The organism is Burkholderia pyrrocinia (genome assembly GCF_018417535.1).
Taxonomy (GTDB): domain Bacteria; phylum Pseudomonadota; class Gammaproteobacteria; order Burkholderiales; family Burkholderiaceae; genus Burkholderia; species Burkholderia pyrrocinia_E.
In genome coordinates, this window is the sequence record NZ_CP070978.1 from 2,065,879 (window position 1) to 2,087,861 (window position 21,983).

Sequence of the window (21,983 nt, forward strand, 5' to 3'; positions counted from 1 at the left end):
GTCAGCGTGGAATGCCGCCGGTCACGACGCCAGCATAGGCCCGATTCGAGAATTCCGCTGGGCACGATCGGAATCCAGCGCATAACGCCGGACATCGGGATGTCGAGCACGGTCGCAGTGCCGACAAGTGCGCAGGCAAACCGTCCGGCATCGGACAGACTGAGCCCGCGCATCCCGCGTATAGCTACGCTACCGGGCCGAATTCGCCGCCGACCGGATGAGTCGCCATACGTCGACTCCTTCCCGATTTTTCACCAGGATCCGCCGTGACACTCGCTCTTCTCGCCTTCCCCCGACAGATTGCCTGCGCCTCCTCTCTGGCGGCGACAGTCGCCCTCGGAGCAGCCGTCTTCCTCCAGCTTTACGCGCCGGCACCGGCGCCGGGCATCGCGCTATTCATACCGCTTCGGCTGCGTTGAGGCACGAACCGATTCCGGCTGCCCCGTTCGCCCGGCAGCCCATCGACGTGGCGATGCCTCACCGCTTCGTGATCCTGATGACGAAGATCGAGAGGATGTTTCGCGACATGCCGCGAGGGACGGCTCGCCGCCGGATGGAGCGCCTCCGCGCTCGCCCCCGTGCGTGCTTTGTACGGTTTCGTACCGCATCGGCCATTCGTCGCGTGTAGCGTCTCAAACATGCCGACTATCCGAGGGGACGCGATCGGCAGGAATCGCTCCGCATCGACGGACGAACGGCTGGATGCCACCGCACGGCAGGCATGTCGGCCGGATCACTGAAGTGCCGAGCATCGCTTTCGCGAGGACATCATGTTGCGAAGCATCCGAAGGTTGCACGGAGACACCGTTCGAGCGAAGGACGGCGATATTGGGCACATCCACCAGGCCTACTTCGACGATGACAACTGGTGCATCCGCTACCTCGTCGTCGAGACGGGCGACTGGCTGCACGACAGGCAGGTGCTGGTCTCGCCGTATTCCGTCACGCATGCCGATCCCGAAACCCGCACGCTATACGTCAGCCTCACTCAACAGCAGGTGAGAGACAGCCCGAACGTGGACACGCACAAGCCGGTATCGCGCCAGCACGAGATCGAGTACCTGCGTTACTACAACTACCCGACTTACTGGGGCGGCCCCAACCTTTGGGGGATGGGCGCGTACCCGGCTTTCGATCCCGCCGGGCCGTCGCAGGACCCTGAAGCGGGCGATCCGCTTTTCTCGCGCACCGCGCCGGCAAGCGCAGCGGCGGATACGCATCTGCGCAGCACCGGCGAGGTCGACGGATATCGGCTCGAAGCCACGGACGGGCATATCGGTCACGTGTCCGACTTCATTTACGACGATGAAGCCTGGGTGATCCGCTATCTGGCGATCGACACGTCGAGCTGGTGGTCGACCGGCAAGGAAGTGCTGATCGCGACGCACTGGCTCGACCAGGTGGACTGGTCCACGGAAACGGTGTCGGCCACGCTCACGCGCGATGCGATCCGCCGGAGTCCTCCATACGACGACTCGCAGCTCGTTCATCGAAGCTACGAGATCGAGTTGCATGAGTTCTACGGCAAGCACGGCTACTGGAACGGAGACCGATAACGCAGACCCGCGCGATGGGTCGCCAACGCAACCCGATCCCGTGCGGGATATCGCGTGACCGGACGCCAGGGAGCAGCTACATGACCTCAACCGATTTCCCGTCAACCGAAGGTTCGGCACTCGATGCGCTCTGCATCAATACGCTGCGCTTCCTGTCGATCGATGCCGTGCAGAAAGCGGCGAGCGGCCATCCAGGCTTGCCGCTCGGCGCCGCACCGATGGCCTATGCGTTATGGATGCGCCATCTCAAGCATCACCCCGCCAATCCGGCGTGGCTCGATCGCGATCGCTTCATCCTGTCTGCCGGACATGGTTCGATGCTGTTGTACAGCCTGCTTCACCTCACCGGCTACGATCTGCCGCTCGACCAGATCGGGCGCTTCCGGCAATCGGGCAGCCTCACGCCCGGCCATCCGGAGCGCGGCCTTACGCCGGGTGTCGAAGCGACGACCGGCCCGCTCGGCCAGGGCTTCGCCAACGCCGTCGGCATGGCGATGGCGGAAGCGCAACTCGCCGCGTGCTACAACCGCCCCGGTTTCGAGATCGTGGATCACCACACCTACGCACTCGTCAGCGACGGCGACCTGATGGAGGGCGTCGCAGCGGAGGCGGCCTCGCTTGCCGGCCATCTCCGGCTCGGCAAGCTGATCTGCCTGTACGACGACAATCGGGTCACGCTGTCCGCCGGCACCGCGATCACCTTCACCGAAGATCGCGCGCGACGGTTCGACGCCTACGGCTGGCATACCGAAACGGTCGACGACGGCAACGATCTGGCCGCCATCGACACGGCGCTGGTCAATGCACGTGCCGAGAAGCTGCGTCCGTCGTTGATCCTCGTGCGCACGCATCTCGGCTACGGCTCGCCCAACCGGCAAGACACGTACCAGGCGCACGGATCGCCGCTCGGCGACGCCGAGGTGCGCCTGACCAAGCACAACCTCGGCTGGCCGCCCGACCCCGCGTTTCATATTCCCGCACCGGCGCTCGCGTATTTTCGTCGCGCGCTGACGGAGGGGCGAGCACGAGAAGATCACTGGAACGCGCGGTTCGCAGCCTATGCGCGCGCGTTTCCCGAGCTGGCCGAAGCGCTGCTGAACACGGTGCGCGGCACGCTGCCCGACAGGTGGGACCGCGATATCCCGGTCTTTCCGGCCGATCCGAAAGGCATTGCGACGCGGGTTGCCTCCGGCCAGGTGCTGAATGCCCTCGCCTCCCGCGTCCCTTCGCTGGTCGGCGGCTCCGCCGATCTGAATCCCTCCACCTTCACCGCGCTGACCGGGCACGGCGATTTCGAGGCCGCCGGCATGAACGCGCTCGACCGGCAAGGTTCCGACGGCGGCGGCTGGAGCCGCAGCGGCCGCAATCTGCATTTCGGCGTGCGCGAGCATGCGATGGGCGCGATCCTGAACGGCCTGGCGGCCCACGGCGGCATCCTGCCGTTCGGCGCGACCTTCCTGATCTTTTCCGACTACATGCGTCCGCCGATCCGGCTCGCCGCGTTGATGCGCCTGCAGGTGATCTATGTGTTCACGCACGACAGCCTGGCCGTCGGCGAGGACGGTGCGACGCATCAGCCGATGGAGCAGCTGGCCGGCCTGCGCGCGGTCCCGGGCCTGCTGGTGATTCGACCGGCCGATGCCAACGAGACGGCCGTCGCGTGGCGTGTGGCGCTCGAAGCGCGGGAGCGGCCGACCGCGCTGGTCCTGACCCGCCAGGACGTGCCGACCATCGATCGCCTCCGGTTCGCGCCGGCCGAGGGCTTGCGGCGCGGCGGCTACGTCCTGGCCGATGCCCCCGATGGCCACCCCACGCTGATCCTGATCGCGACGGGCTCGGAAGTCGCGCTCGCGCTGGCGGCGCAAGTCGAATTGCTCGCGCGCGGCGTGGCGGTTCGGGTGGTGTCGCTGCCCTGCTGGCGATTGTTCGACGCTCAGCCCCAGCCGTATCAGGACGCCGTGCTGCCGAAGTCGGTCGGCGCGCGGCTGGCGATCGAAGCGGGCGTGTCGCAAGGCTGGCACCGCTATGTCGGCGATCGTGGCGACGTGCTCGGCATCGCGGGTTTCGGCGCGTCGGCGCCGGGCGCCGAGCTGATGCGCGCTTTCGGCTTCACGGTCGAGAACGTCTGCGACCGCGCACTGAAACTGCTCGCCTGATCCGTGGACGGCCCGTGCGCGTATCTGGCGTTCGGGCCGCCGCCGGCATGGCGCGTACCGGCTTCGAGCACCGCGTCGACCATCCGCTGAGCATCGGACACGATGCGCGCCACGTGATCCTCCCCGTTGAAGCTTTCCGCATCGATCCGGTACAGATCCTCGGTACCCGATGGCCGGCCGTGCTCAATGCGCGGCCGGCTTGCCAGCTCGACGCTCGAGCATGACGATAACGGCGATGATGCTGACGAAATGCGTGCGTTCAGAGGGCGTCAGAAGGCCGTGTTCCAGAATCGATTCCAGCCGAATTCGCCAGAGTCCCCATGGCGCAGGCTCACCGGGCGCGACGTGTGCAATGAGTCGTTCAAGTGAACGCAGGTCTCCCTCGATTGCGGTGGTGGCCATGGCAATGCTCCAGTCGTCGTGAGGATCGGGCGAACAGTCTATGACGAGGCACAGCGCCACTCTGCCCGCTACCGTACATCGCATGCGTGCCGTTTCGGGTACGCGTTCCCGACCGTTTCAGCCGCAGGTACGCGTCGCTGCGATCGCAATGGTCGTGCCCGGTCCTTTGTCCGCCATCGGACAGACGCCGGACCGGCTCGCTGCGAACGTGGGACGATCGGCGCGATACTGTGCGACGAGTGCGGGGCACCGACGCCCCGTCCGGTGCGCGCCGCGTACAGCCTCCGCGACGCCACATGGCGACCTGCAACCGAAGCGCGGCGAGCGCGACGTTACTCATGCGGGGTATGCAAAGTGACCGAAACGATCGGATGCCTCATCTTCGGCGCCCTGCTGATTTTCATGGGACTCATCGGATCGTCGCTCAAGCGCCTGCCGCTCAGCGCGGCCATGGTGTATCTCGGGATCGGCTTTCTGATCGGACCGGCCGGCACCGGCCTCCTGTCGATGACATTGCCGGACGACGTCACGCGATTGCGTATCGCCGCCGAAATCGGCTTGCTGATCTCGCTGTTCGCGATCGGCCTGAGGCTGCGTGTCCCGCCCGCCGATCCCCGCTGGATGTTGCCGCTGCGGCTTGGCGTCGTCGCGATGATCTTCACCGTCGCGTCGATCGCCGCACTCGGCGTGCTGGTGTTGCATTTGAGTCTGGGCGTCGCGGTACTGCTGGGCGCGATGATCGCGCCGACGGACCCCGTGCTCGCTCATGACGTCGGCGTGCGCGACGCGGGTGACGTCGAACTGGTGCGTTTTTCGTTGTCCGGCGAAGGCGGGATCAACGACGGCACGGCCTACCCGTGCGCGGTGCTCGGCCTGCTTTTGTGCGGTTCCGGCACGACGTCGGAGCTTCATTGGAGCATGGTCGGCGCCGTTGCATGGGGCATCGCCTCCGGTGTGGGCGCCGGCTGGCTGCTCGGCTTTGCCACTGCCCGGCTCGTCGCATTCCTGCGCAGCCGTCACGGACAGGCACTCGGGCTCGAAGGGCTCTTCGCGCTTGGCCTGATCATGCTGTCGTATGGCGTGGCGCTCGCCATTCATGGCTACGGGTTCCTGGCCGTGTTCGCCGCGGGCGTCGCGATGCGGCGCGTCGAGCATCGAACGAGCGGCCGGAAGACGTCGAAGGAAACGATCGGCGTCGTGGACAGCGAGGATGTCGAGGCCACCGCCACCGATCCCGACAAAGCCCATGCCTTCGTCGCGGAATCTGTCATGGGATTCACGGCCGAACTGGAACACATCGCCGAAGCCGTGCTGATCCTGCTGATCGGCGCGCTCGTCTCCCGCTATTGGGCCGACATGCTGACCTGGACGGGCGTGGCCGTGGTCGCGGCACTGCTGTTCGTCATCCGGCCGGCCGCCATCCAGCTCGCGCTGATCGGCTCCCGCGCGTCGCGCCACCAGCGCCGGTTGATCAGCTGGTTCGGCATTCGCGGCGTGGGTTCGCTGTATTACCTGATGCTGGCCCTCGAGCAAGGGCCGCGCGCGGAATTGTTGCCGCTGGTGCCGTGGGTACTGGCCATCGTCGCCGTGTCGATCGTGCTGCACGGCATTTCAGCCGCGCCGCTCATGCGCCGCTTTGCGTGAGATCCAAGGCGGGTGCGGTGGCGCGATGCGTGCCTTGGTCGCACGGTTCGGCGCGGTGCCACACGCGGCACTCGAGGTGCCGGGCGGCGGTCTTTCCATGAACCTGCAGCGTCGATGATGTCCCGCGTCACGGTCTGCCCGGCAGCATCAGGACGAGCAACGCAACCGGTACCAAGCCCGGCAATCCGCTTGGGCCATAAAAGCGCTCGACATGCCAACGGCAACGTCAACGGGCTGATGATTGCCGGTGCCGCCTGCGATGTTCGTCACCTGCTTTTTCGCGGGTGGTCTCGATTCAGTGGATATGCCCTCCGAACAGCCCGAGCAACCCGATGACGATCAGGTAGATCGCAACGATGTAATTCAACAGACGGGGCACCACAAGGATCAGAATGCCGGCGATCAGCGAAACCAGCGGGCCCGCGCTCGTGAGCATGTGCATACGCCCTCCGCAAGATTGAAAACAACACACGGATACAAAGCCGCCCTGCCTCCGCCGCTGGTTACAGCGACTTGAGCCTGGTGACCTTCGTGCCTTCGAGCGTCACGCCGGCCATCAACCCGTTTTGTTCGTTAACCCGATCGAACCGGTCTTGGTGCCGTCATACCCTACGGTACTGCCGCCGACGCGCAGCGAGCCTCACCATACCGACTGCCGACGAAGAGACCGGCCGCGATGACTGACGGGAATATCAGCAGCACATCGCGTGCCTTGCCGGCGAGTTCACGCGAGCCTTTGGCGGTCGTGTAAAGGCGTCGACGCCTGCATCAATGGTGTGACGTTTGCCGGTCTGGTGGCCACGGGCGCCGGATGCGCCGGTCGTCAGGCCGATAGCCAGGAACGATCCCGGCACACATCCCATAGAAATATTCGCCGCAGCATGATTCGCCCCGGATGGCTCGTGGATATCCCTGATGCTGCACACAGGCGAATACGGGACGAAAGCGTACCAAGCGTGTAAAAAAGACAATATGGACAACCCGTCTTCGCGCCGATTCGCGTACGGCATCGTACCGACTTCCATCACGATGACGCGCAGCGTGTCTTCGGGCGCCCTGATTTTCCCGCGCTAAAGCGCCCGATACGAAGCTTCGATGGTCCAGGTTTCGTACCGGTGAAACAGGCGACCAGTGTCAAGGAGCAATGTCATGAACAGGGATCAGGTGAGAGGCCGCATCGCGGAAGCGCAAGGCAAACTGAAGGAAGTGGTCGGCAAGGTCATGGGAAATCGAATGACCAGAGTGAAGGGCAAGGTCGAGCAAGTCGTCGGAAAGACACAAGCGTCATTCGGCGACGCGAAAGAGAAATTCAAGAAGCGGCCGTAGGGTATTCGCGCGAACCGTTCCGAAGCGCCGCGCGATCGAGCAACGTGCCGCGGACTCGCCGGTGTCGATGACGCACGTATGCATCCGGCGATATCTGTTTCCCGGCCGACCGTCACGATGCTTCGATGCGTCGGGTGTCGTCGCAGTGCGCGCCAGCTAATCGGCGCACCGATTCAGCCACAGCCGGCCTGCGGCCGTCATATTGATCGAGCCGCCGGTGCGCGACTCGTATGCAAGCCCGTTAGTTAATAGTTCATTGGCTATGGCGCGTGGAATATCGGCTTGGGAATCGGGAATTCGATCAAGCGATTTGAGGGTCTCGACGACCTCGGGTGAAAGTGGGATGCACATGGCGGCCTCCTCGGTATCGAGTTCATCGTGAACCGGACGACACGCGTTGGTCTGTACGGTATCGACTATTTTGAAGCGGGTTCTTCCGACACCGCAGTTGACTGTCGTATTGCAACCCGATGATTTACCCGCATCGAAAATATGCTTCGGCATCCGATGTTTTTATTGCGAAACCATTGTCAAGCGCGCACACTGAAGATACCTGCCGGTTTGTCGTCAAGGCATCGGTTCCCTTGAATCCTTCGGCGCCAACGGTTGCTCTGTCAGGAGCACATCATGACCATCCCCACTCTCGAATATCACGGACGTGAACTCCGCGTCTATTCACAAACGCTTTTCCCGCCGTTCGGCGATCCCCACGCCCCCGGCCCGAAGCGTTTCGCTTCAATCGTGCGCATCGACACGATTCCGGCGACCTCGGCAACGGCACCGCGTTACTCGACCATTTTCGAGCATGGCGCTCCGCAAACGGCGGCGCTCGCACTCGACCTGGCGATGCAATTCGGCAAGGACATCGTGGATGGCAAGATCGCCCCTGCGGCGATCTGATCCGTCCGCCGCATCCGACTCGACGCGGCGTCTCGCGACGCGAGCACACCTCACTCAGGAGCGATCCATGAAATATTACTCAGGCGCCTCGATTGATCGGCGCGATGACGCGACCCGGCAAAAGCAGCGGGATGATCTGGCCCGTGCCGACGTCGAGCGCGCCGAAAAGCGCATCCGGCAGGATGCCGGCATCAATTCCAATGCGAGCAAGTGGCGTTATTCGCGTCCCGACAATCGGGCAAGATGAGCGGTGCTTGCGCCGCGCACTGTGGCATGCCGGTCCCGCATGGCGGGTCGCGGGCGTGCCGGGATCACGCGTACCTGCGCAGGTGCATCGAGAAATCGGCGATCGCCTTGATGCCGCTCTGCTCCGCGCAACGGCACCAATCCTGCAACTGAACCAGCAATTGCTCGTGCGATGCGTGTGACCACGTCCATAGCTCGAGCAACGCGTCATGCATGTCCACGTACATGCGTATTCGCCGGTGGGCATTGGGGCTCGTCAGTGCCCGCAGATCGGGCTTGTCCCGATGGCCCCAGTCCTGGCGCAGCCAGCGTTTCATGCCGAGCGCGAACGCGCGCTTGTCGTCGCGGCTCATGTCCTTGATGCGGCGGAGCTCCCGCCGGCAGGCGGGTTCGAGCATGCGCGCATAGGCGGCCATCACCGCATGCCGGTTGCGGATGATCGCTTGCAGCGTCGCGTCGTCGACCACTGCCTTGTTCGGGAGCAGGTGCGGCTTCGTTGCGACTCGCCGAACGGTCGCCAGTCTCAATGCCGCCAGCAGGCGGATGTACAGCCAGCCGATGTCGAATTCGAACCATCGGTTCGACAGTCTGGCGGACGTCACGTATGCGTGGTGATTGTTATGCAGCTCTTCCCCGCCAATCAGAATGCCCAGCGGGAAAAGGTTGGTGCTCGCATCGGGCGTCGCGAAATTCCGATAACCGCTGAAGTGGCCGCAACCATTGATCACGCCGCCGGCCCAGAACGGAATCCACATCATCTGGATCGCCCACGCCGACACGCCGGGCAGCCCGAACAGCCCGACGTCGATCACGGCCAGCAGCCCGACGCCGAGATTCGGATAACGAGCATAGACGTGGCGTTCGAGCCAGTCGTCCGGCGTACCCGATCCATATCTGCGGAGCGTTTCCTCGTTCCGCACTTCCGCCCGGTACAGTTCCGCGCCGCGAAGCAGCACGGTCGCAAGGCCGCGGGTTCGCGGGCTATGCGGATCTTCCGGGGTCTCGCTTCTCGCGTGATGCTTCCGATGCACCGCGACCCACTGCAGGGTCAGCATGCCGGTCGTCAACCACAGCCAGAACCGGAAGAAGTGACTGACGCCCGGGTGCAGATCCAGCGCCCGGTGAGCCTGACAGCGGTGCAGGTACACCGTCACGCTGATGATGGTGACATGCGTGAGCGCGAGCACGACGCACGCAAGCTGCCACCAGGACAGTCTCAGCTCGCCGTTCAGGAGAAATGCCGACATACCGGTCGCACTCCAAACCCGTCTCATGTCGCGCGCGCTTCGCCGTGTCGGCGAGTACGCGTGCCGATTCCCTACCCTTCAGCCGGCCGGCCTATTTCCCGACCTGATTGCCGACAACCCCGCCGACGGCCGCACCGCCCACCGTGCCCAATGCACTGCCGCCCGTCAGGACTGCGCCGGCGACGCCGCCGACACCTGCCCCGATCACGGTATCCGTTCCACGGCGAGACATACCGCCGCAACCCGCCAGCACGGCAATCGTCATGGTGACTATCGCCATCTCGACTGCCGCGGAATGTAGCTTTCTCATGATCATCTCCTCGGGTTGCCGCTGCGCCGCCCGATCCGGCACGACGCACGGAAGCCCATGCGCTGACATCCCGATGAAATTCGGGACGTCGGTTCATGATGGGCGGTGAATTGCGCGCAGTCCGTCCGCTAACGTACCGGCCCGGATGCCAACCTGCCGCCTCACAAAAGCACCGCCTGTGCAGCCCCCAGCGTCACGACCACGCTGTGACGCCGACCGTCGTCCACGAGCCGCACCGCCGCTTCGCCGGCGGCGAGCCGCACGCCATCCACGACGAGGCGGGACACGCCGCCGCTGACGTCGTCCGGATTCTCGACGACGATGTCGTAGTGCGACGCCCCGTGGCACAGCGTTGCCCTGAAACCCGGCCAGGATCGCGGTATGCACGGTTGAATGGACAGCATGTCGCCGTGCCTGCGCAGGCCTAGCAGACCTTCGACGCCCGCGCGATACAGCCAGCCCGCCGAGCCGGTGTACCAGGTCCATCCGCCCCGGCCGACATGCGGCGCGACCGAATAGACGTCGGCCGCGACCACGTATGGCTCCACCCGATAGCGATTCGCGCCGCTGCGCGTGCGGCTGCGATTGACCGGATTGAGCAGCGCGAACAGCTTCGCGGCGCGATCGCCATCACCCATTTGCGCGAACGCAAGCACCGACCACGTGGCCGCATGCGTGTACTGGCCGCCGTTTTCCCGGATGCCCGGCGGATAGCCCTTGATATAACCGGGATCGACCGGCGAACGATCGAACGGTGGCGCGAACAGCAGCGCCAGGCCATCGTCGCGGCGGATCAGCCGCGCTTCCAGCGCGTCCATCGCCCGCGCGGCGCGCGCCGGGTCCGCCGCGCCGGACAGCACGCTCCACGACTGCGCGATCGCGTCGATCGAACATTCGGCATTGCCGGCCGAGCCGAGCGGTGTACCGTCGTCGAAGTAGCCGCGCCGATACCACTCGCCGTCCCATCCCGCATCGGCGAGCGCGTCGCGCAACGCGCCGGCGCGCGTCGACCAGCGCGCCGCCAGTTCGCCCGAGCCGCGCGCCGTGGCGAGCGGGGCGAACGCCGTGAGCGTCGCATGCAGGAACCAGCCGAGCCAGACGCTTTCGCCCCGCCCGGCCTCGCCGACCCGGTTCATGCCGTCGTTCCAGTCGCCCGTGCCGATCAGCGGCAGGCCATGCTCGCCGACATGCGCGAGACTGGACTCCAGCCCGCGCACGCAATGCTCGAACAGCGACGCGCTCGTTTCCGAGATGCGCGGGATGAAGAACGCGTCCTGCTCGTCGGCGGCCAGCGGTCGCCCGTCGATGAACGGGATCGACGCATCGAGAATCGCCCGGTCGCCGCTGACGTCGACGTAGTGCGCAACCGCATGGGCAAGCCAGACGCGGTCATCGGAGATCCGCGTGCGTACGCCGCTGCCGCTTTCCGGCAGCCACCAGTGCTGCATGTCGCCCTCCGGAAACTGGCGCGCCGCCGCCCGCAGCAGATGCTCGCGCGTCAGGGCCGGGCGGGCGACCGCGAGCGCCATGCCGTCCTGCAACTGGTCGCGAAAACCGTACGCGCCGCTGGCCTGATAGAAGCCCGCACGCGCCCAGATCCGGCTCGACAGCGTCTGGTACAGCAGCCAGCGGTTCAGCATCAGATCCATCGCGCGGTCCGGCGTCTCGACCTGGATCGCGCCGAGCGTCTCGTCCCAGAACGCCGTCACGGCGGCGAATATCGCGTCGAGATCCGCCTGACGGTAATGCGCGATCAACTGTCGCGCCGTTGCCGCATCGGCGCCTTCGCCGAGCAGCAAGACGATTTCCACGACACCGCCGGGTTCGAGATCGACCGTGGTCTGCAACGCGGCACACGGGTCGAGCCCGGCGCCGACCCGGCCCGACAGCGGCGACGCGCCGACGCTGCCCGGAAACCCGGCGGGATCGCTCAGGACACCATTGCGGCCGATGAACTCGCGCCGGTCCGCGCTCCAGGAGGTTTGCAGACCGCATAGATCGGCGAACGCCACCCTGCCGCGATACGCTTGACTCCAGTCATTGCGGGCAAACAGCGCGCCGGTGGGCGGATCGATCTCGCTCGCGGTGTGCGGCGCCGCGACGCTGCGCGACGCGCCCAGCGCCCACTCCGCATAGGTTGCGACGGACAGCCGGCGGGTCCGGTCGGACAGGTTGCGCAAGGTCAGGCGGGAAATCTTGACGGGATCGGCCAGCGGCACGAACTGCAGCAATTCGACAGCGACATCGGCGGCGGTATGCGCAAACCGGCTGTAGCCCTGACCATGACTCGCGACGAAAGGGGTCGCGCCCGGCGCATCCTCGCCGATCGAGCCCGCCTGGGGCCCCCAGCGCACGCCGGTCTCGTCGTCGCGAACATAGAACACCTCGCTGGGCGGATCGGTGACCGGGTCGTTCGACCACGGCGTCAGCGGATGCTCGCGGCTGTTCGTCACCCAGGTATAGCCGCCCCCCTCCGCCGACGCCAGGAAACCGCACGATGGATTCGCGACGACGTTGACCCACGGCATCGGCGTGCATTGACCGGGCTGCAGGATCACGACGTATTCGCGGCCGCCCCGCGCGAAACCGCCGATGCCGTTGAAGTATTCGAGACCGGCACCGGCCTGCGCGCCCTTCGGCGGCGGCAACGCAGGCGGCAACAGCGGCGCTCGCGCGGCATCCGGGCGGGCGGGCAGCGGCGAAGCCGCGAGGCGCCGCAACTGGTCCACCAGCCGGCCATTGCGCGCGGCGAGCACGGCTCGCGCGACCGACGGAAACAGCGCGCGCGCCGCTGCCGCCATCAGGTCCTCGCGCAGCACGAAAATACTGCCGCACCCGGCTTCTCCCGGCGGCTGTCGGGCCCGCACCAGCCCCTCCAGCGCAGCCTGCAAATCCTGCACATACGACGCCGCGCGCTCGTTGATGATGACCAGATCGACCTCGAGCCGCTTCATCCGCCAATACTCGTGCGCGCGGATCAACTGCCGCACCATGGCGATGTGCTCGATGTCGTCGATCCGCACCAGCAGGATCGGCAGATCCCCCGATACGCCATGCGTCCATAGCGGCGACGCGCCCACGCCGCCCGCCGCCGACACCGCCGCCGCATGGCGCAGCAGCGCGGCGGAACCCGGCCGCATCGACGCATCGCTGTAGAGCATGTATCCGGCCAGCTGCTGGAACAACGCGGCCTCGTCGAGGCTCACCGCGCTATGCCGCAGTTGCACCTGCGCCTGGGTCCACGCGAGCATCGCCGCACGCGCGAACGACTCGCCGTCGCGATGCTTGTCGACCAGGTCGAGCAACTGCGCGCGCGAATCCGCGACGATGGTCCAGTAGACGATGCTCGCCTTCGCGCCCGGCTCGATGCGCAGCCGCTGCCGCAACGTGAACGCCGCGTCCAGCACCGTGCCTTCGGAAGCGCTCAGCGCACGCTGTTCGGCCAGCGCAAGCGGCAGGCGAACGCTGCGCCCGCGTCCGATGAAGCGCAATCGATCGGTGTCGAATTCTTCCGCGCCGACGGTTTCGCCGGACGTCACCGCCAGATGGGCGGCCCAGACCTCCGCCTCGTTCGGCGCGCGCTTGCGCCGCGTCGCCAGAATCGCGCCGGACGCCGGCACGTACTCGGTCTCGATGAACAGTTTCGAGAACGCGGGATGGGCGTGATCGGCGGCGGGCGGCGCGAGCACGATTTCCGCGTAGGACGTGAATTCGATCACGCGGGCCCGGGTGCCCGCATTGGCCACCGACACCCGCCGCACCTCCGCGTCGTCCTCGGCGGATACCACCACCTCCAGCGACGTCGTCAACGTGCCGTCGCGACGCACGAACTCGGCGCGATCCTCGGTGAACGTCACTTCGTAGCTGTCCGGCACCACGCCGGTGGGTTGCCACGTGGCCGACCAGACGTCGCCGTTCTCGGCGTCGCGCAGATACAGATAGCTGCCCCAATCGTCGCGCGTCGCGTCTTCCCGCCAGCGCGTGACGGCCAGATCGTCGCGACGGCTGTAGCCGGAACCCGCGGCCGTGAGCATCACGGCGTAGCGGCCGTTGGACAGCAGATGCGTGACGGGCGCGGGATCGTCCGCCGACAGCAGATGCCGCGCGACGCCGGCATCGATGCCGTGCATCCTGCCCGCGGGGCTCGCGTCGACCCGCGGCCGCCCTGCCGCGACCCGGCCCGGGACCCGCTCCTGCAACAGCAGCTCGGTTGCGCGGACAGCCGGCTCGCCGTGGAAGAATGCGCGAATGCGCCCGCCCAGCAACGCATTGGCGATCGACACGATCGACATGCCCTGGTGATGCGCCATGAACGCCCGCACGATGGCAACCGGCATGCCTTCCGGCACGCGCGCGGGCGTGTAGTCGAGCGCTTCGTAGAAGCCGAAGCGCCCGCTCGCGCCGGCCGCGCGCAACCGCTCGAAGTTGCGCGCGGCGGCGTCCGGCGCGACCATCGCCGCGAGCGCGGTCGCATAGGGCGCGACCACCAGATTCTGGTCGAGATCGCGCTTGAGCCCCAATTCTGGCACGCCGAAGCTCGAATACTGATAGGTCAGCTCGATGTCGCGCGTGTTGTACGCCGATTCGGACATGCCCCACGGCAGGCGCAGGCCGTCGCCATAGGCGATCTGCCGACGCACCACGAGGTGATTGGTGCGCGCGAGCAGGCTGCTGTCCGGCGCGCGCATCACCAGCGACGGCATCAGGTATTCGAACATCGATCCCGACCACGAGATCAGCGCCGCGCCGTGCCCGATCGGCGTCGCCAGGCGACCGAGCCGGAACCAGTGCCGTGCCGGGACATCGCCCTTCGCGATCGCGACGAAACTCGCCAGGCGAGCCTCCGACGCCAGCAGGTCGTAGTTGCCCGGATCGAGCCGTCCGTCAGCCACCGCGTAACCGATCGACAGCAGATTCCGCACCGGGTCGAGCAGAAAGCCGAACTCCATCGCATAGGCCATCTGCAACGCGGTATCGGCCAGCGCATGAAGCCGCTTGTTCAACACGTCCGCTTCGTCCGGCGTGCGCGTCGCGTCGCGACAATGCCCCTGCACCGCGTGCTCCAGCGCCTGCGCCCAAAACAGCACGTCGTCGACGTCGCCGCCCCGCACCCGGCCGACGTCGTCCATCAGCGCGCGCGCGACATCGGCGACCGTCGCGGCGAGGATCGTGATCGCGGGCCATTCCGGTGCGGCGCCCTCCCCGGGCGGCGCGGCGAGCGTCTCCTCCAGCTCGGTCGCGGCCCGCTCGAATTCGCCGTGCAAGGTCGTCCGGGCATCGCCATCCCGGCACACTGCCTTGCGCAACAGCGCGAGCGTGTCGTCGATCCCTTCATACGCGGCCTGCCGCCCCACGCCAACGGGTTGATTCGCCCACGCTCGGCAACCGTTGCCGAGCGCGATCAGGTGGCCGGCGAGATTGCCGCTGTCGACCGACGACACATACCTCGGCTCGAGGGGCCGCAGGTCCCGCGTGTCGTACCAGTTATAGAAATGACCGCGATAGCGCTGCATCAGCCGCATCGTCGCGAGGGTCTCCTCCAGCCGCGACACCGCGTCCAGCGTGCCAAGCCAGCCGAACTCGCGGGCGCTGACGGCAGACAACAGGTACAGCCCGATATTGGTGGGCGAAGTCCGGTGCGCGACAACGGGCTTCGGGTCCTCCTGGAAATTGTCCAGCGGCAGCATCTGATCGTCGGCCGTCACGAAGGTCTCGAAATAACGCCAGGTCCGGCGCGCGTCGCGCCGCAGTTGGCGTGCATCGTGCGGGGCCACCGCCAGTTCGCCCGCCGGCCGCGGTGCGCGGCTCAGCCAGTAGGCGATCGCCGGCGCAGCGAGCCAGACCAGCGCGAACGGAACGGCCAGCCAGCCCGCATGATGATCGAAGCGCCAGCCCGCCATCAGGCTGACAGCCGCGCCAAGCAGCGCGAGCGTCACGCCGCCGCGCATCTGCAGATAGGTGAACGCCAGGGTCCGCCGGTCGCGCGCGCCGGCTTCGGCCGCCGTGATCCATTCGAGCAGATGGCGACGGCTGATCCCCACGCGAAACAGCGTGCGCGCGATCGCGTCGCCCATCGACCACGCCTGCTGCGGCAGCATGACGATCGACAAGCCGAACCGCGTCAACGCGAACCGCAGCTCCGTCGACCACGCATAGAGCACGCTGCGCGTGGTCATCTTGACGTGCGTGCGCCGCCAGCGCGGCACCAGTCCACTCAATACGGGCAACAGAAACGGCAGCGCGATCGTCACCAGCACGAAGGCGCTCCAGGCGATCGACACGGGGAGCGGCAGCACCCATCCGGCCAGCAGCGCGATCAGCATGGCAGGTGCCGTGAGCGTGCGGCGCAGGTTGTCCAGCATCTTCCAGCGGCCGACCGCCGTCAGCGGTTCGTGGCCGAAAATCAACCACGGCAGGAGCTGCCAGTCGCCGCGCGCCCATCGGTGCAGGCGTCCCGCCGCGACGTCGTAGCGGGACGGCGACGCTTCGACGACCTCGATATCCGACGCCAGCCCGGCCCGCGCGAAAATGCCTTCGAACAGATCGTGACTGAGCACCGTGTTCTCCGGCACGCGGCCGGCGAGCACCGCCTCGAACGCGTCGACGTCGTAGATGCCCTTGCCCGCATAGGAGCCTTCGTCGAACAAATCCTGATAGACATCCGATACGGCCGACACGTAGGGATCGATGCCGTGCGCGCTCGACGACACGCGCTGGAACAGCGAGCCCTCGTCGCCGCTCGCGAGGGACGAAGTCACGCGCGGCTGGAGCACGCCATAGCCTTCGACGATGCACCGGCTCGCCGAGTTGAATACCGGCCGGTTGAGCGGGTGCGCCATCTTGCCGACCAGGCGGCGCACGGTATCGCGCAGCAGCCGCGTATCGGCATCGAGCGTGATCACGTAGCGCACGTCCGGCGGCACGCACGGCGGCCGGCCTTCCGGCGCGATGAACGTCGTGTCCGATGCCCCGCGCAGCATCCGGTTCAGCTCGTGCAGCTTGCCGCGCTTGCGCTCCCAGCCCATCCAGCACCGTTCGCCGTCGTTCCACACGCGCTTGCGGTGCAGCAGCAGAAAGCGCTCGCCTTCGTCCGGCGCCGCCGGATAGAGACGATTCAACCGGTCGATGCCCGCCACCGCGGATGCCAGCAGCCCGTCGTCGCTGTCGGCGTGCGGGGTGGGCGCATCCACCCAGTCGGAGAGCAATGCGAAGTAAAGCGCCCCGTTGGGGCTTGCCAGATGATGGATTTCCAGTTGCTCGATCTGCTCGGTGAGCGCCGCTTCCGTCGTCAGCAGCACCGGCACCGCGACCAGGGTGCGCAGGCCCGGCGGGATGCCGTCGAGCAGCGCGAGGCCCGGCAGGATGCTGGCGCCGATATCCCTCATTACCGCGCGATTGACGAGCGCGACTGCGGCATCCAGCGCGGGCAGCAGGCCGGCGAGGCCGAGCCAGATCATCCAGTGACCGGGCGGTTCGACGCGCGTGAGCCACGCCAGCATGCCCGCCAGCAGCAGTGCGACGATCAGCCCGATACGGCCGAGATAACCGCCGAGACCGGCGTGGCGTGTCAGGCGCCGTAACCACAACGCAACGGGCGGCCGATAGCCGATCGCCGCTTCGAGCGCGGCGCGGCCGTCCGCCAGCAGGTAGTAACCGGGGTCCGCCTCGCGGCCCGGCACCGCGCCGGCGGCCGGCGCGCGGCTCGCACCCTGCGCCGCCGCATCGGCGACGACGCGGCGGGCAATCTCGAGCTCGCTGACGGGCGCGCCGCGGGCAAGCGCTTCAACCGCGTCGCGATACAGGTTGCGCGTGGGGAAATCCATCTCCGCGAAGCCCGGGTGGCTGCGCAGCACCTGATCGACCAGGCTGATGCGCTCGAACAGATCGGTCCAGTCCACCTCCGAAATCAGCCGCATGCTGGTGATCACGTTGCGCACGGTCAGGCTGGCGGCGCCCTGCTGATGGTTGACGGAGGCGACGATCTGGTCCGGCGTCGCGCCGCGCGCCGCCAGGTGCAGATGCAGCCACGCCAGTGCCGGCGCAACAGCCGGATCGGGATCATGCAGCCGCTGAATCAACTGCACCGCGAACGCATCGTGCAATACGGCCTGCGCATAACGGGCGACGAGCGGCTCCGCCTCCACCCGCGCCTGCCCGCCTTCGCCGAGCAGGCGATCCGCGAGCGCGTCGGCGTCGAGCCGCGCGCGCCGGTCGTCGATGATCTGATCCGCGAGCCGCCGCAGGTTTTCGATCAGCACGATCCTCAGCGTGATCGCCACCGCCCACAGTTCGCCGATCGTCAGCGGTTCCACGGCCTGATAGGCAAGCATGAAACGGCATAGCGCATCGGGATCGAAACGACTGTCGGTATGGGCGACGAATGACCAGTTGATCCCGAACACGCGCGGATAACCGGCGAACGGACCGTTGCTGAGTTTGGGCAATTGCCGGTAATAGCGAGGGGAGAGATCGTCCCGAATCTGCCGCACCTGTTCCGCGACAAGATAGTAGTTGTCGAGCAGCCACTCTGCCGCGGGCGTGATTTCTTCGCCGCGCGCGTCTGCGGCCACCGTGTTCCGGTAGGCCTTCAGCAGATGATCCGCGTTGTCCTTCAGCCGTGTCGCCAGCGAGGGGCCCGAGGCCACCCCGGGCAACACCTTCTGCGCGCGAGCCAGGCTGCCCGCATGCTGCGCCAGTCGCTCCTCGCCGAAGAACTCCTCGCGAATCGGCCGGGCATTGCTCCATGGCGATGTCCGGCGTCGAGAAACACGCGCAACGCGAATCTTCAAGGCGCCTCCTCCGAAATGGCCGCACCGGCCGCCCAGGCTTCACGCCCGGCGCGCCCGCGCCGTCAGGCCGCTTCCGACAGCGATTTCGCGACGGGTTCGCCAAGCACCCCGCCGTGCTGCGCGGATCGGTCGGTGGCGTTCTCGCACGCCATCGACACGAACGCATCGCGAGTCGTATGCAGCGCACTCGCCGTCCGATCGATGTCGTGCACGATGTGCTTCGGCAAGCACAGCTCGATCCGCACGGAACTCGACGTCATCCGGGTCAGATCGATATCGAAGAACCGCCAGATCCCGTCGCCGGCATCGACCTCCGACGCCTGCAATACCGACATGTCCGTAGTCGGCGGCGGAACGAGACGCGCGGACCGGTCATAGCGGGCCATGACCCGTTGCGCAGCGGCCGCCTGCAACTCGCCATACGAGTCACCTTCCACATCGACATCGGGAAAATCCGGAAGCGCGCCGCGATAGCGGGGATTCCGGTGCCGCGTGATATAGATCGGATATTTCATGAACCACTCCCGACAGTGGAATGTGACGAACGTCATCGTGCATCGCGGCGGCTCGACGAGTCGGTACGCTGAAGAACAGTCTCCGGGGCACGTTTCGTGGTGCGCTGCCGGCCGTTCACACACCGGATCGCCCGATGCCGCGCTATCCGGCCAGGCAAGCGCAACGCGCTCGATCCAGGTACGGCACCGTACCGATGATTTGCACGGCGACCGAGCGCACGTTCGCATCAGGCGCGTCGGCCTCTGTTGCCGGGAGGGCCAGGACGACCCGGGATGCGGCGCGCTTCAGTTGCGGGCGATGAACATCGTCTGCGAAACGACGAAGGAACGCGGCGCGACGATCCTGATCCACGGTGCGATGGTGGACAGCCTGAATCCGGGTATGACATTGCAAGGATGAGCACTCGTTCACCTTGTCATCGAGGCAGACCACCCGACGACACTCCTGAACCCAGGGCCGGGAATCTGCGCTTGTCGTCCGTTTCGCTGAGCAGGCATCGAAACGTTCCGACGGCGTCGATTCGCGCTCGAGGCGGTCAGTGCGCGAAGTAATGCATGCCCCCGTCCACCGGAATGACCGCGCCCGTGATGTATCGCGCGAGCGGTGAGGCCAGGAATGCGACCAGGTGCCCGATATCGTCGGGCTCGCCGAAATAGCCAGCCGGAATGTTGTTCGCGACGAACGCCTGGCGTGCATCCTCGGTCGGATGCAGTTTCGTCAGCGTCTGCTCGCTGTTGATGCGGCCCGGCGGGATCGTGTTGACGGTCACACCGTCGGCGGCGACGTCGCAGGAGAGCCCCTTCGCCCACAGATGAAGCGCCGCCTTCGCCGCACTGGCAGCGTTGAGCGTGCGCGGCTCCATCGAGCCGCTGATGTTGATGATGCGGCCCCAGCAGCGCGCGCGCATTCTTGGCAGCACCGCTTCGGCGAGCCGACGCGCAGCCGAGAAATTCAGCGCGAACGCTTCGTCCCATGTCGCTTCCGGCGCGATCACCGGCACCTGCCGCGAGCCGCCGGCATTGTTGACGAGGATGTCGATCGCGCCGAGCGCCGATTCAGCCTCGGCGACGATGCGCGCGACGTCCGCCACGTCGGTTACGTCGCCCGTCAGTACGACAGGTGTTTCGCCCCCGAAATTCTCGATCTCGGTCGCGAGCATGATGAGCCGCTCCGAGCGCCGCGCCGTCACTGCGACGCGCACCCCCTGTTTTGCCAGAACGCGCGCAATGCCGGCGCCGATCCCAGAACTCGCGCCGGAGATCAGCGCGGTCCGCCCTTTCAGTTCCAGATCCATCATGGTTGTCGATTTGTCCGATAGTTAATTGTTGTTCGAAGCTGCACGCAGGTGAAACGCCGATGCCTACACCGTCTCCTCAGCGAATGGCAACCGTTGGTGCCGCGCCCCAGCCTCCTCCCAACGCCCGGATCAGATTGACGGTAGCGATCGCCTGCGCACCCGCGAGCTGCAGAGCCTCGCGGCGTAACTGCAGCGTGTCGCGCTCGGCGTCGATCACGTCGAGATAACCGACCGCGCCCTCGCGGTACTGTGTGCGCGACAGGGTCGACGCACGCGACGACGCGGTGACCGCCGCGTCCTGCGTCGCCCGCTGGGTCTTCAGGATGCGTAGCGCGGACAGGTTGTCCTCGACGTCGCGGAACGCGCCGAGCACCTGCTGGCGATAGTTGGCGACGCTCTCGTCGTAGACGGCACGCGCGCTTGCCAGGTGGCCGGCACGCCTTCCGCCATCGAACAGCGGCAACGTCAGCGCGGCGCCGGCGAGCGGCCCGAGGACGAAGGTCCGGCTGCTCCACCGGAACAGATCGCCGAGCGAGCCCGATTCGAAGCCACCCGTAGCGGTCAGCGACAGCGACGGGAAATAGGCGGCCTTTGCGACGCCGATCCTCGCGTTCGCCGCCGCCATCGCACGCTCGGCCGCCGCGACATCGGGCCGCCGTTCAAGCAGCGTCGACGGCAGGCCCGGAGGGATCTCGACCGTCACGGGCTCGAGCGGCGCCGCGACGAACGTGAAGTCGGCCGGCGCCTTGCCGAGCAGAATCGCGAGGCTGTGCTCGGCCAATGCACGCGCACGCGCCACGGTCAATCGGTCGGCGCGCGCCGACTCGAGCTCGGCGCGCGCACGCGCAAGGTCGAGTTCGCCGATGTCGCCGTCGTCGAAACGATGCTGCGCGAGCCGCCAGGCGTCGTCGCGCAGCGCAATCGTGCGGTCGAACACGACGAGCTCCGCATCGAGTTCGCGCAGCGTGAAATACTGCTGCGCGACGTCAGCCTGCAGCGCGAGCAGTACCGAGCGGTAGAGCGCCTCGCTCTGCTGCGCGTCGGCCTTCGCCGCGGCGGCCGTATCGGATACACGGCCGAACAGGTCGGCCTCGTAAGAAGCGCCGACCTGCGCGCGCCAAAAGGTCTGGAACGGACCGTTCCCGTCGTCGGGCAGGAATTGCGAAGCCGGCGAGAACTTCTGCCGCGTCGGGCCGAACCCTGCGTCGAGCGACGGGAACAGGCTCGCGCGCGCGGCCTGCTGTACCGCACGCGATTGCTTCATGCGTGCGGCGGCAGCGGCCAGGCCCGGGCTGGCCGCCTGCGCGGCGTCCTCGAGCGAATTGAGCGTCGCCTCGCCGAATATCGTCCACCATGCGCCGCGCGCTGCATCGTCGGCTGGTTCAGCTGCCTTCCACGCCCCCATGTCAGCGGCCGACGCAACCGGCGCGTCGGAAGCCGGGGATGCCGAGGGCGGCGACGCTTCCTTGAAACCCGACGGCACGCCAACTGCCGGGACCACGTAGTTCGGTGCGAGCGAGCAGCCGCCTGCAGCCAGCAGCGCGGCGAGCGATGCCGGCCCTGCGAAATTGCGCAATAGCTTCATTCGTTTCCT

Annotated in this window: 15 protein-coding genes and 1 pseudogene; 7 read left to right on the forward strand and 9 right to left on the reverse strand. The window is 66.8% G+C overall.

What is annotated here, in order from left to right:
• Positions 1-770: 770 nt before the first annotated feature.
• Together JYG32_RS27445 and tkt are read left to right on the forward strand one after the other, a co-directional pair.
• Entirely contained in the window at positions 771-1,556 is a 786-nt protein-coding gene (locus tag JYG32_RS27445; protein ID WP_174379344.1) for a PRC-barrel domain-containing protein, read from the forward strand.
• Between the two features lie 80 nt (positions 1,557-1,636).
• Positions 1,637-3,712 (forward strand): transketolase, encoded by a 2,076-nt coding sequence (tkt, locus tag JYG32_RS27450; protein WP_213265704.1) that lies wholly within the window; start codon positions 1,637-1,639, stop codon positions 3,710-3,712.
• A 183-nt stretch (positions 3,713-3,895) separates the two neighbouring features.
• On the opposite strand, the gene JYG32_RS27455 is transcribed toward tkt, so the two are convergent.
• Positions 3,896-4,114, reverse strand: coding sequence for a hypothetical protein (locus JYG32_RS27455; protein WP_213265705.1), 219 nt, complete (start codon positions 4,112-4,114; stop codon positions 3,896-3,898).
• Positions 4,115-4,468: 354 nt separating this feature from the next.
• Here JYG32_RS27455 and JYG32_RS27460 point away from each other — a divergent pair, with 354 nt between their 5' ends.
• Positions 4,469-5,758: a cation:proton antiporter gene (locus JYG32_RS27460; RefSeq protein WP_213265706.1), complete on the forward strand. Its 1,290-nt coding sequence runs from the start codon at positions 4,469-4,471 to the stop codon at positions 5,756-5,758.
• 295 nt (positions 5,759-6,053) lie between these two features.
• On the opposite strand, the gene JYG32_RS27465 is transcribed toward JYG32_RS27460, so the two are convergent.
• A complete protein-coding gene (locus tag JYG32_RS27465; RefSeq protein WP_213265707.1) occupies positions 6,054-6,200 on the reverse strand; it encodes a DUF3096 domain-containing protein in 147 nt (48 codons plus the stop codon).
• Between the two features lie 707 nt (positions 6,201-6,907).
• On the opposite strand from JYG32_RS27465, the gene JYG32_RS27470 reads away from it, so the two are divergent.
• Positions 6,908-7,084 carry a CsbD family protein gene (locus JYG32_RS27470; RefSeq protein WP_213265708.1) on the forward strand — a complete coding sequence of 59 codons (177 nt, stop codon included), beginning with the start codon at positions 6,908-6,910 and terminating at the stop codon, positions 7,082-7,084.
• Positions 7,085-7,240: 156 nt separating this feature from the next.
• On the opposite strand, the gene JYG32_RS39140 is transcribed toward JYG32_RS27470, so the two are convergent.
• On the reverse strand, positions 7,241-7,588 hold the full coding sequence (locus tag JYG32_RS39140) for a hypothetical protein (RefSeq protein WP_249744665.1): 348 nt from the start codon (positions 7,586-7,588) through the stop codon (positions 7,241-7,243).
• Between the two features lie 123 nt (positions 7,589-7,711).
• Between JYG32_RS39140 and JYG32_RS27480 the strand changes: the two genes are divergently transcribed.
• Together JYG32_RS27480 and JYG32_RS27485 are read left to right on the forward strand one after the other, a co-directional pair.
• Complete coding sequence (locus JYG32_RS27480) at positions 7,712-7,984, forward strand: hypothetical protein (RefSeq protein WP_213265709.1); 273 nt, start codon at positions 7,712-7,714, stop codon at positions 7,982-7,984.
• A gap of 67 nt (positions 7,985-8,051) precedes the next feature.
• Complete coding sequence (locus tag JYG32_RS27485; protein ID WP_174379334.1) at positions 8,052-8,231, forward strand: hypothetical protein; 180 nt, start codon at positions 8,052-8,054, stop codon at positions 8,229-8,231.
• Between the two features lie 64 nt (positions 8,232-8,295).
• Here JYG32_RS27485 and JYG32_RS27490 read toward each other — a convergent pair whose 3' ends face one another.
• The 4 genes from JYG32_RS27490 to JYG32_RS27505 all read right to left on the reverse strand — a co-directional run bounded on the left by JYG32_RS27490 (position 8,296) and on the right by JYG32_RS27505 (position 19,091).
• A complete protein-coding gene (locus JYG32_RS27490) occupies positions 8,296-9,477 on the reverse strand; it encodes a DesA family fatty acid desaturase (protein WP_213265710.1) in 1,182 nt (393 codons plus the stop codon).
• A gap of 91 nt (positions 9,478-9,568) precedes the next feature.
• Positions 9,569-9,787, reverse strand: coding sequence for a glycine zipper 2TM domain-containing protein (locus tag JYG32_RS27495; protein ID WP_249744666.1), 219 nt, complete (start codon positions 9,785-9,787; stop codon positions 9,569-9,571).
• A 161-nt stretch (positions 9,788-9,948) separates the two neighbouring features.
• Positions 9,949-18,576 carry a GH36-type glycosyl hydrolase domain-containing protein gene (locus JYG32_RS27500; protein WP_213265711.1) on the reverse strand — a complete coding sequence of 2,876 codons (8,628 nt, stop codon included), beginning with the start codon at positions 18,574-18,576 and terminating at the stop codon, positions 9,949-9,951.
• Between the two features lie 62 nt (positions 18,577-18,638).
• Positions 18,639-19,091: a type II toxin-antitoxin system HicB family antitoxin gene (locus tag JYG32_RS27505; RefSeq protein ID WP_213265712.1), complete on the reverse strand. Its 453-nt coding sequence runs from the start codon at positions 19,089-19,091 to the stop codon at positions 18,639-18,641.
• A 277-nt stretch (positions 19,092-19,368) separates the two neighbouring features.
• Between JYG32_RS27505 and JYG32_RS39735 the strand changes: the two are divergent.
• Positions 19,369-19,491: pseudogene (locus JYG32_RS39735) on the forward strand (slipin family protein); the annotation flags it as partial.
• A 136-nt stretch (positions 19,492-19,627) separates the two neighbouring features.
• On the opposite strand, the gene JYG32_RS27515 reads toward JYG32_RS39735, so the two are convergent.
• On the reverse strand, positions 19,628-20,389 hold the full coding sequence (locus JYG32_RS27515) for an SDR family NAD(P)-dependent oxidoreductase (RefSeq protein WP_249744667.1): 762 nt from the start codon (positions 20,387-20,389) through the stop codon (positions 19,628-19,630).
• 76 nt (positions 20,390-20,465) lie between these two features.
• On the reverse strand, positions 20,466-21,974 hold the full coding sequence (locus JYG32_RS27520; RefSeq protein WP_213265713.1) for an efflux transporter outer membrane subunit: 1,509 nt from the start codon (positions 21,972-21,974) through the stop codon (positions 20,466-20,468).
• Between the last annotated feature and the right edge of the window lie 9 nt (positions 21,975-21,983).

What these genes read in the sequence shown, in the direction of transcription:
- JYG32_RS27445 (WP_174379344.1), top strand. Translation starts at nt 771, where the DNA reads ATGTTGCGAAGCATCCGAAGGTTGCACGGAGACACCGTTCGAGCGAAG.
- JYG32_RS39140 (WP_249744665.1), bottom strand. Translation starts at nt 7,588, where the DNA reads ATGCCGAAGCATATTTTCGATGCGGGTAAATCATCGGGTTGCAATACG.
- JYG32_RS27495 (WP_249744666.1), bottom strand. Translation starts at nt 9,787, where the DNA reads ATGAGAAAGCTACATTCCGCGGCAGTCGAGATGGCGATAGTCACCATG.
- JYG32_RS27505 (WP_213265712.1), bottom strand. Translation starts at nt 19,091, where the DNA reads ATGAAATATCCGATCTATATCACGCGGCACCGGAATCCCCGCTATCGC.
- JYG32_RS27470 (WP_213265708.1), top strand. Translation starts at nt 6,908, where the DNA reads ATGAACAGGGATCAGGTGAGAGGCCGCATCGCGGAAGCGCAAGGCAAA.
- JYG32_RS27485 (WP_174379334.1), top strand. Translation starts at nt 8,052, where the DNA reads ATGAAATATTACTCAGGCGCCTCGATTGATCGGCGCGATGACGCGACC.
- JYG32_RS27480 (WP_213265709.1), top strand. Translation starts at nt 7,712, where the DNA reads ATGACCATCCCCACTCTCGAATATCACGGACGTGAACTCCGCGTCTAT.
- JYG32_RS27455 (WP_213265705.1), bottom strand. Translation starts at nt 4,114, where the DNA reads ATGGCCACCACCGCAATCGAGGGAGACCTGCGTTCACTTGAACGACTC.
- tkt (WP_213265704.1), top strand. Translation starts at nt 1,637, where the DNA reads ATGACCTCAACCGATTTCCCGTCAACCGAAGGTTCGGCACTCGATGCG.
- JYG32_RS27465 (WP_213265707.1), bottom strand. Translation starts at nt 6,200, where the DNA reads ATGCACATGCTCACGAGCGCGGGCCCGCTGGTTTCGCTGATCGCCGGC.
- JYG32_RS27520 (WP_213265713.1), bottom strand. Translation starts at nt 21,974, where the DNA reads ATGAAGCTATTGCGCAATTTCGCAGGGCCGGCATCGCTCGCCGCGCTG.
- JYG32_RS27490 (WP_213265710.1), bottom strand. Translation starts at nt 9,477, where the DNA reads ATGTCGGCATTTCTCCTGAACGGCGAGCTGAGACTGTCCTGGTGGCAG.
- JYG32_RS27515 (WP_249744667.1), bottom strand. Translation starts at nt 20,389, where the DNA reads ATGATGGATCTGGAACTGAAAGGGCGGACCGCGCTGATCTCCGGCGCG.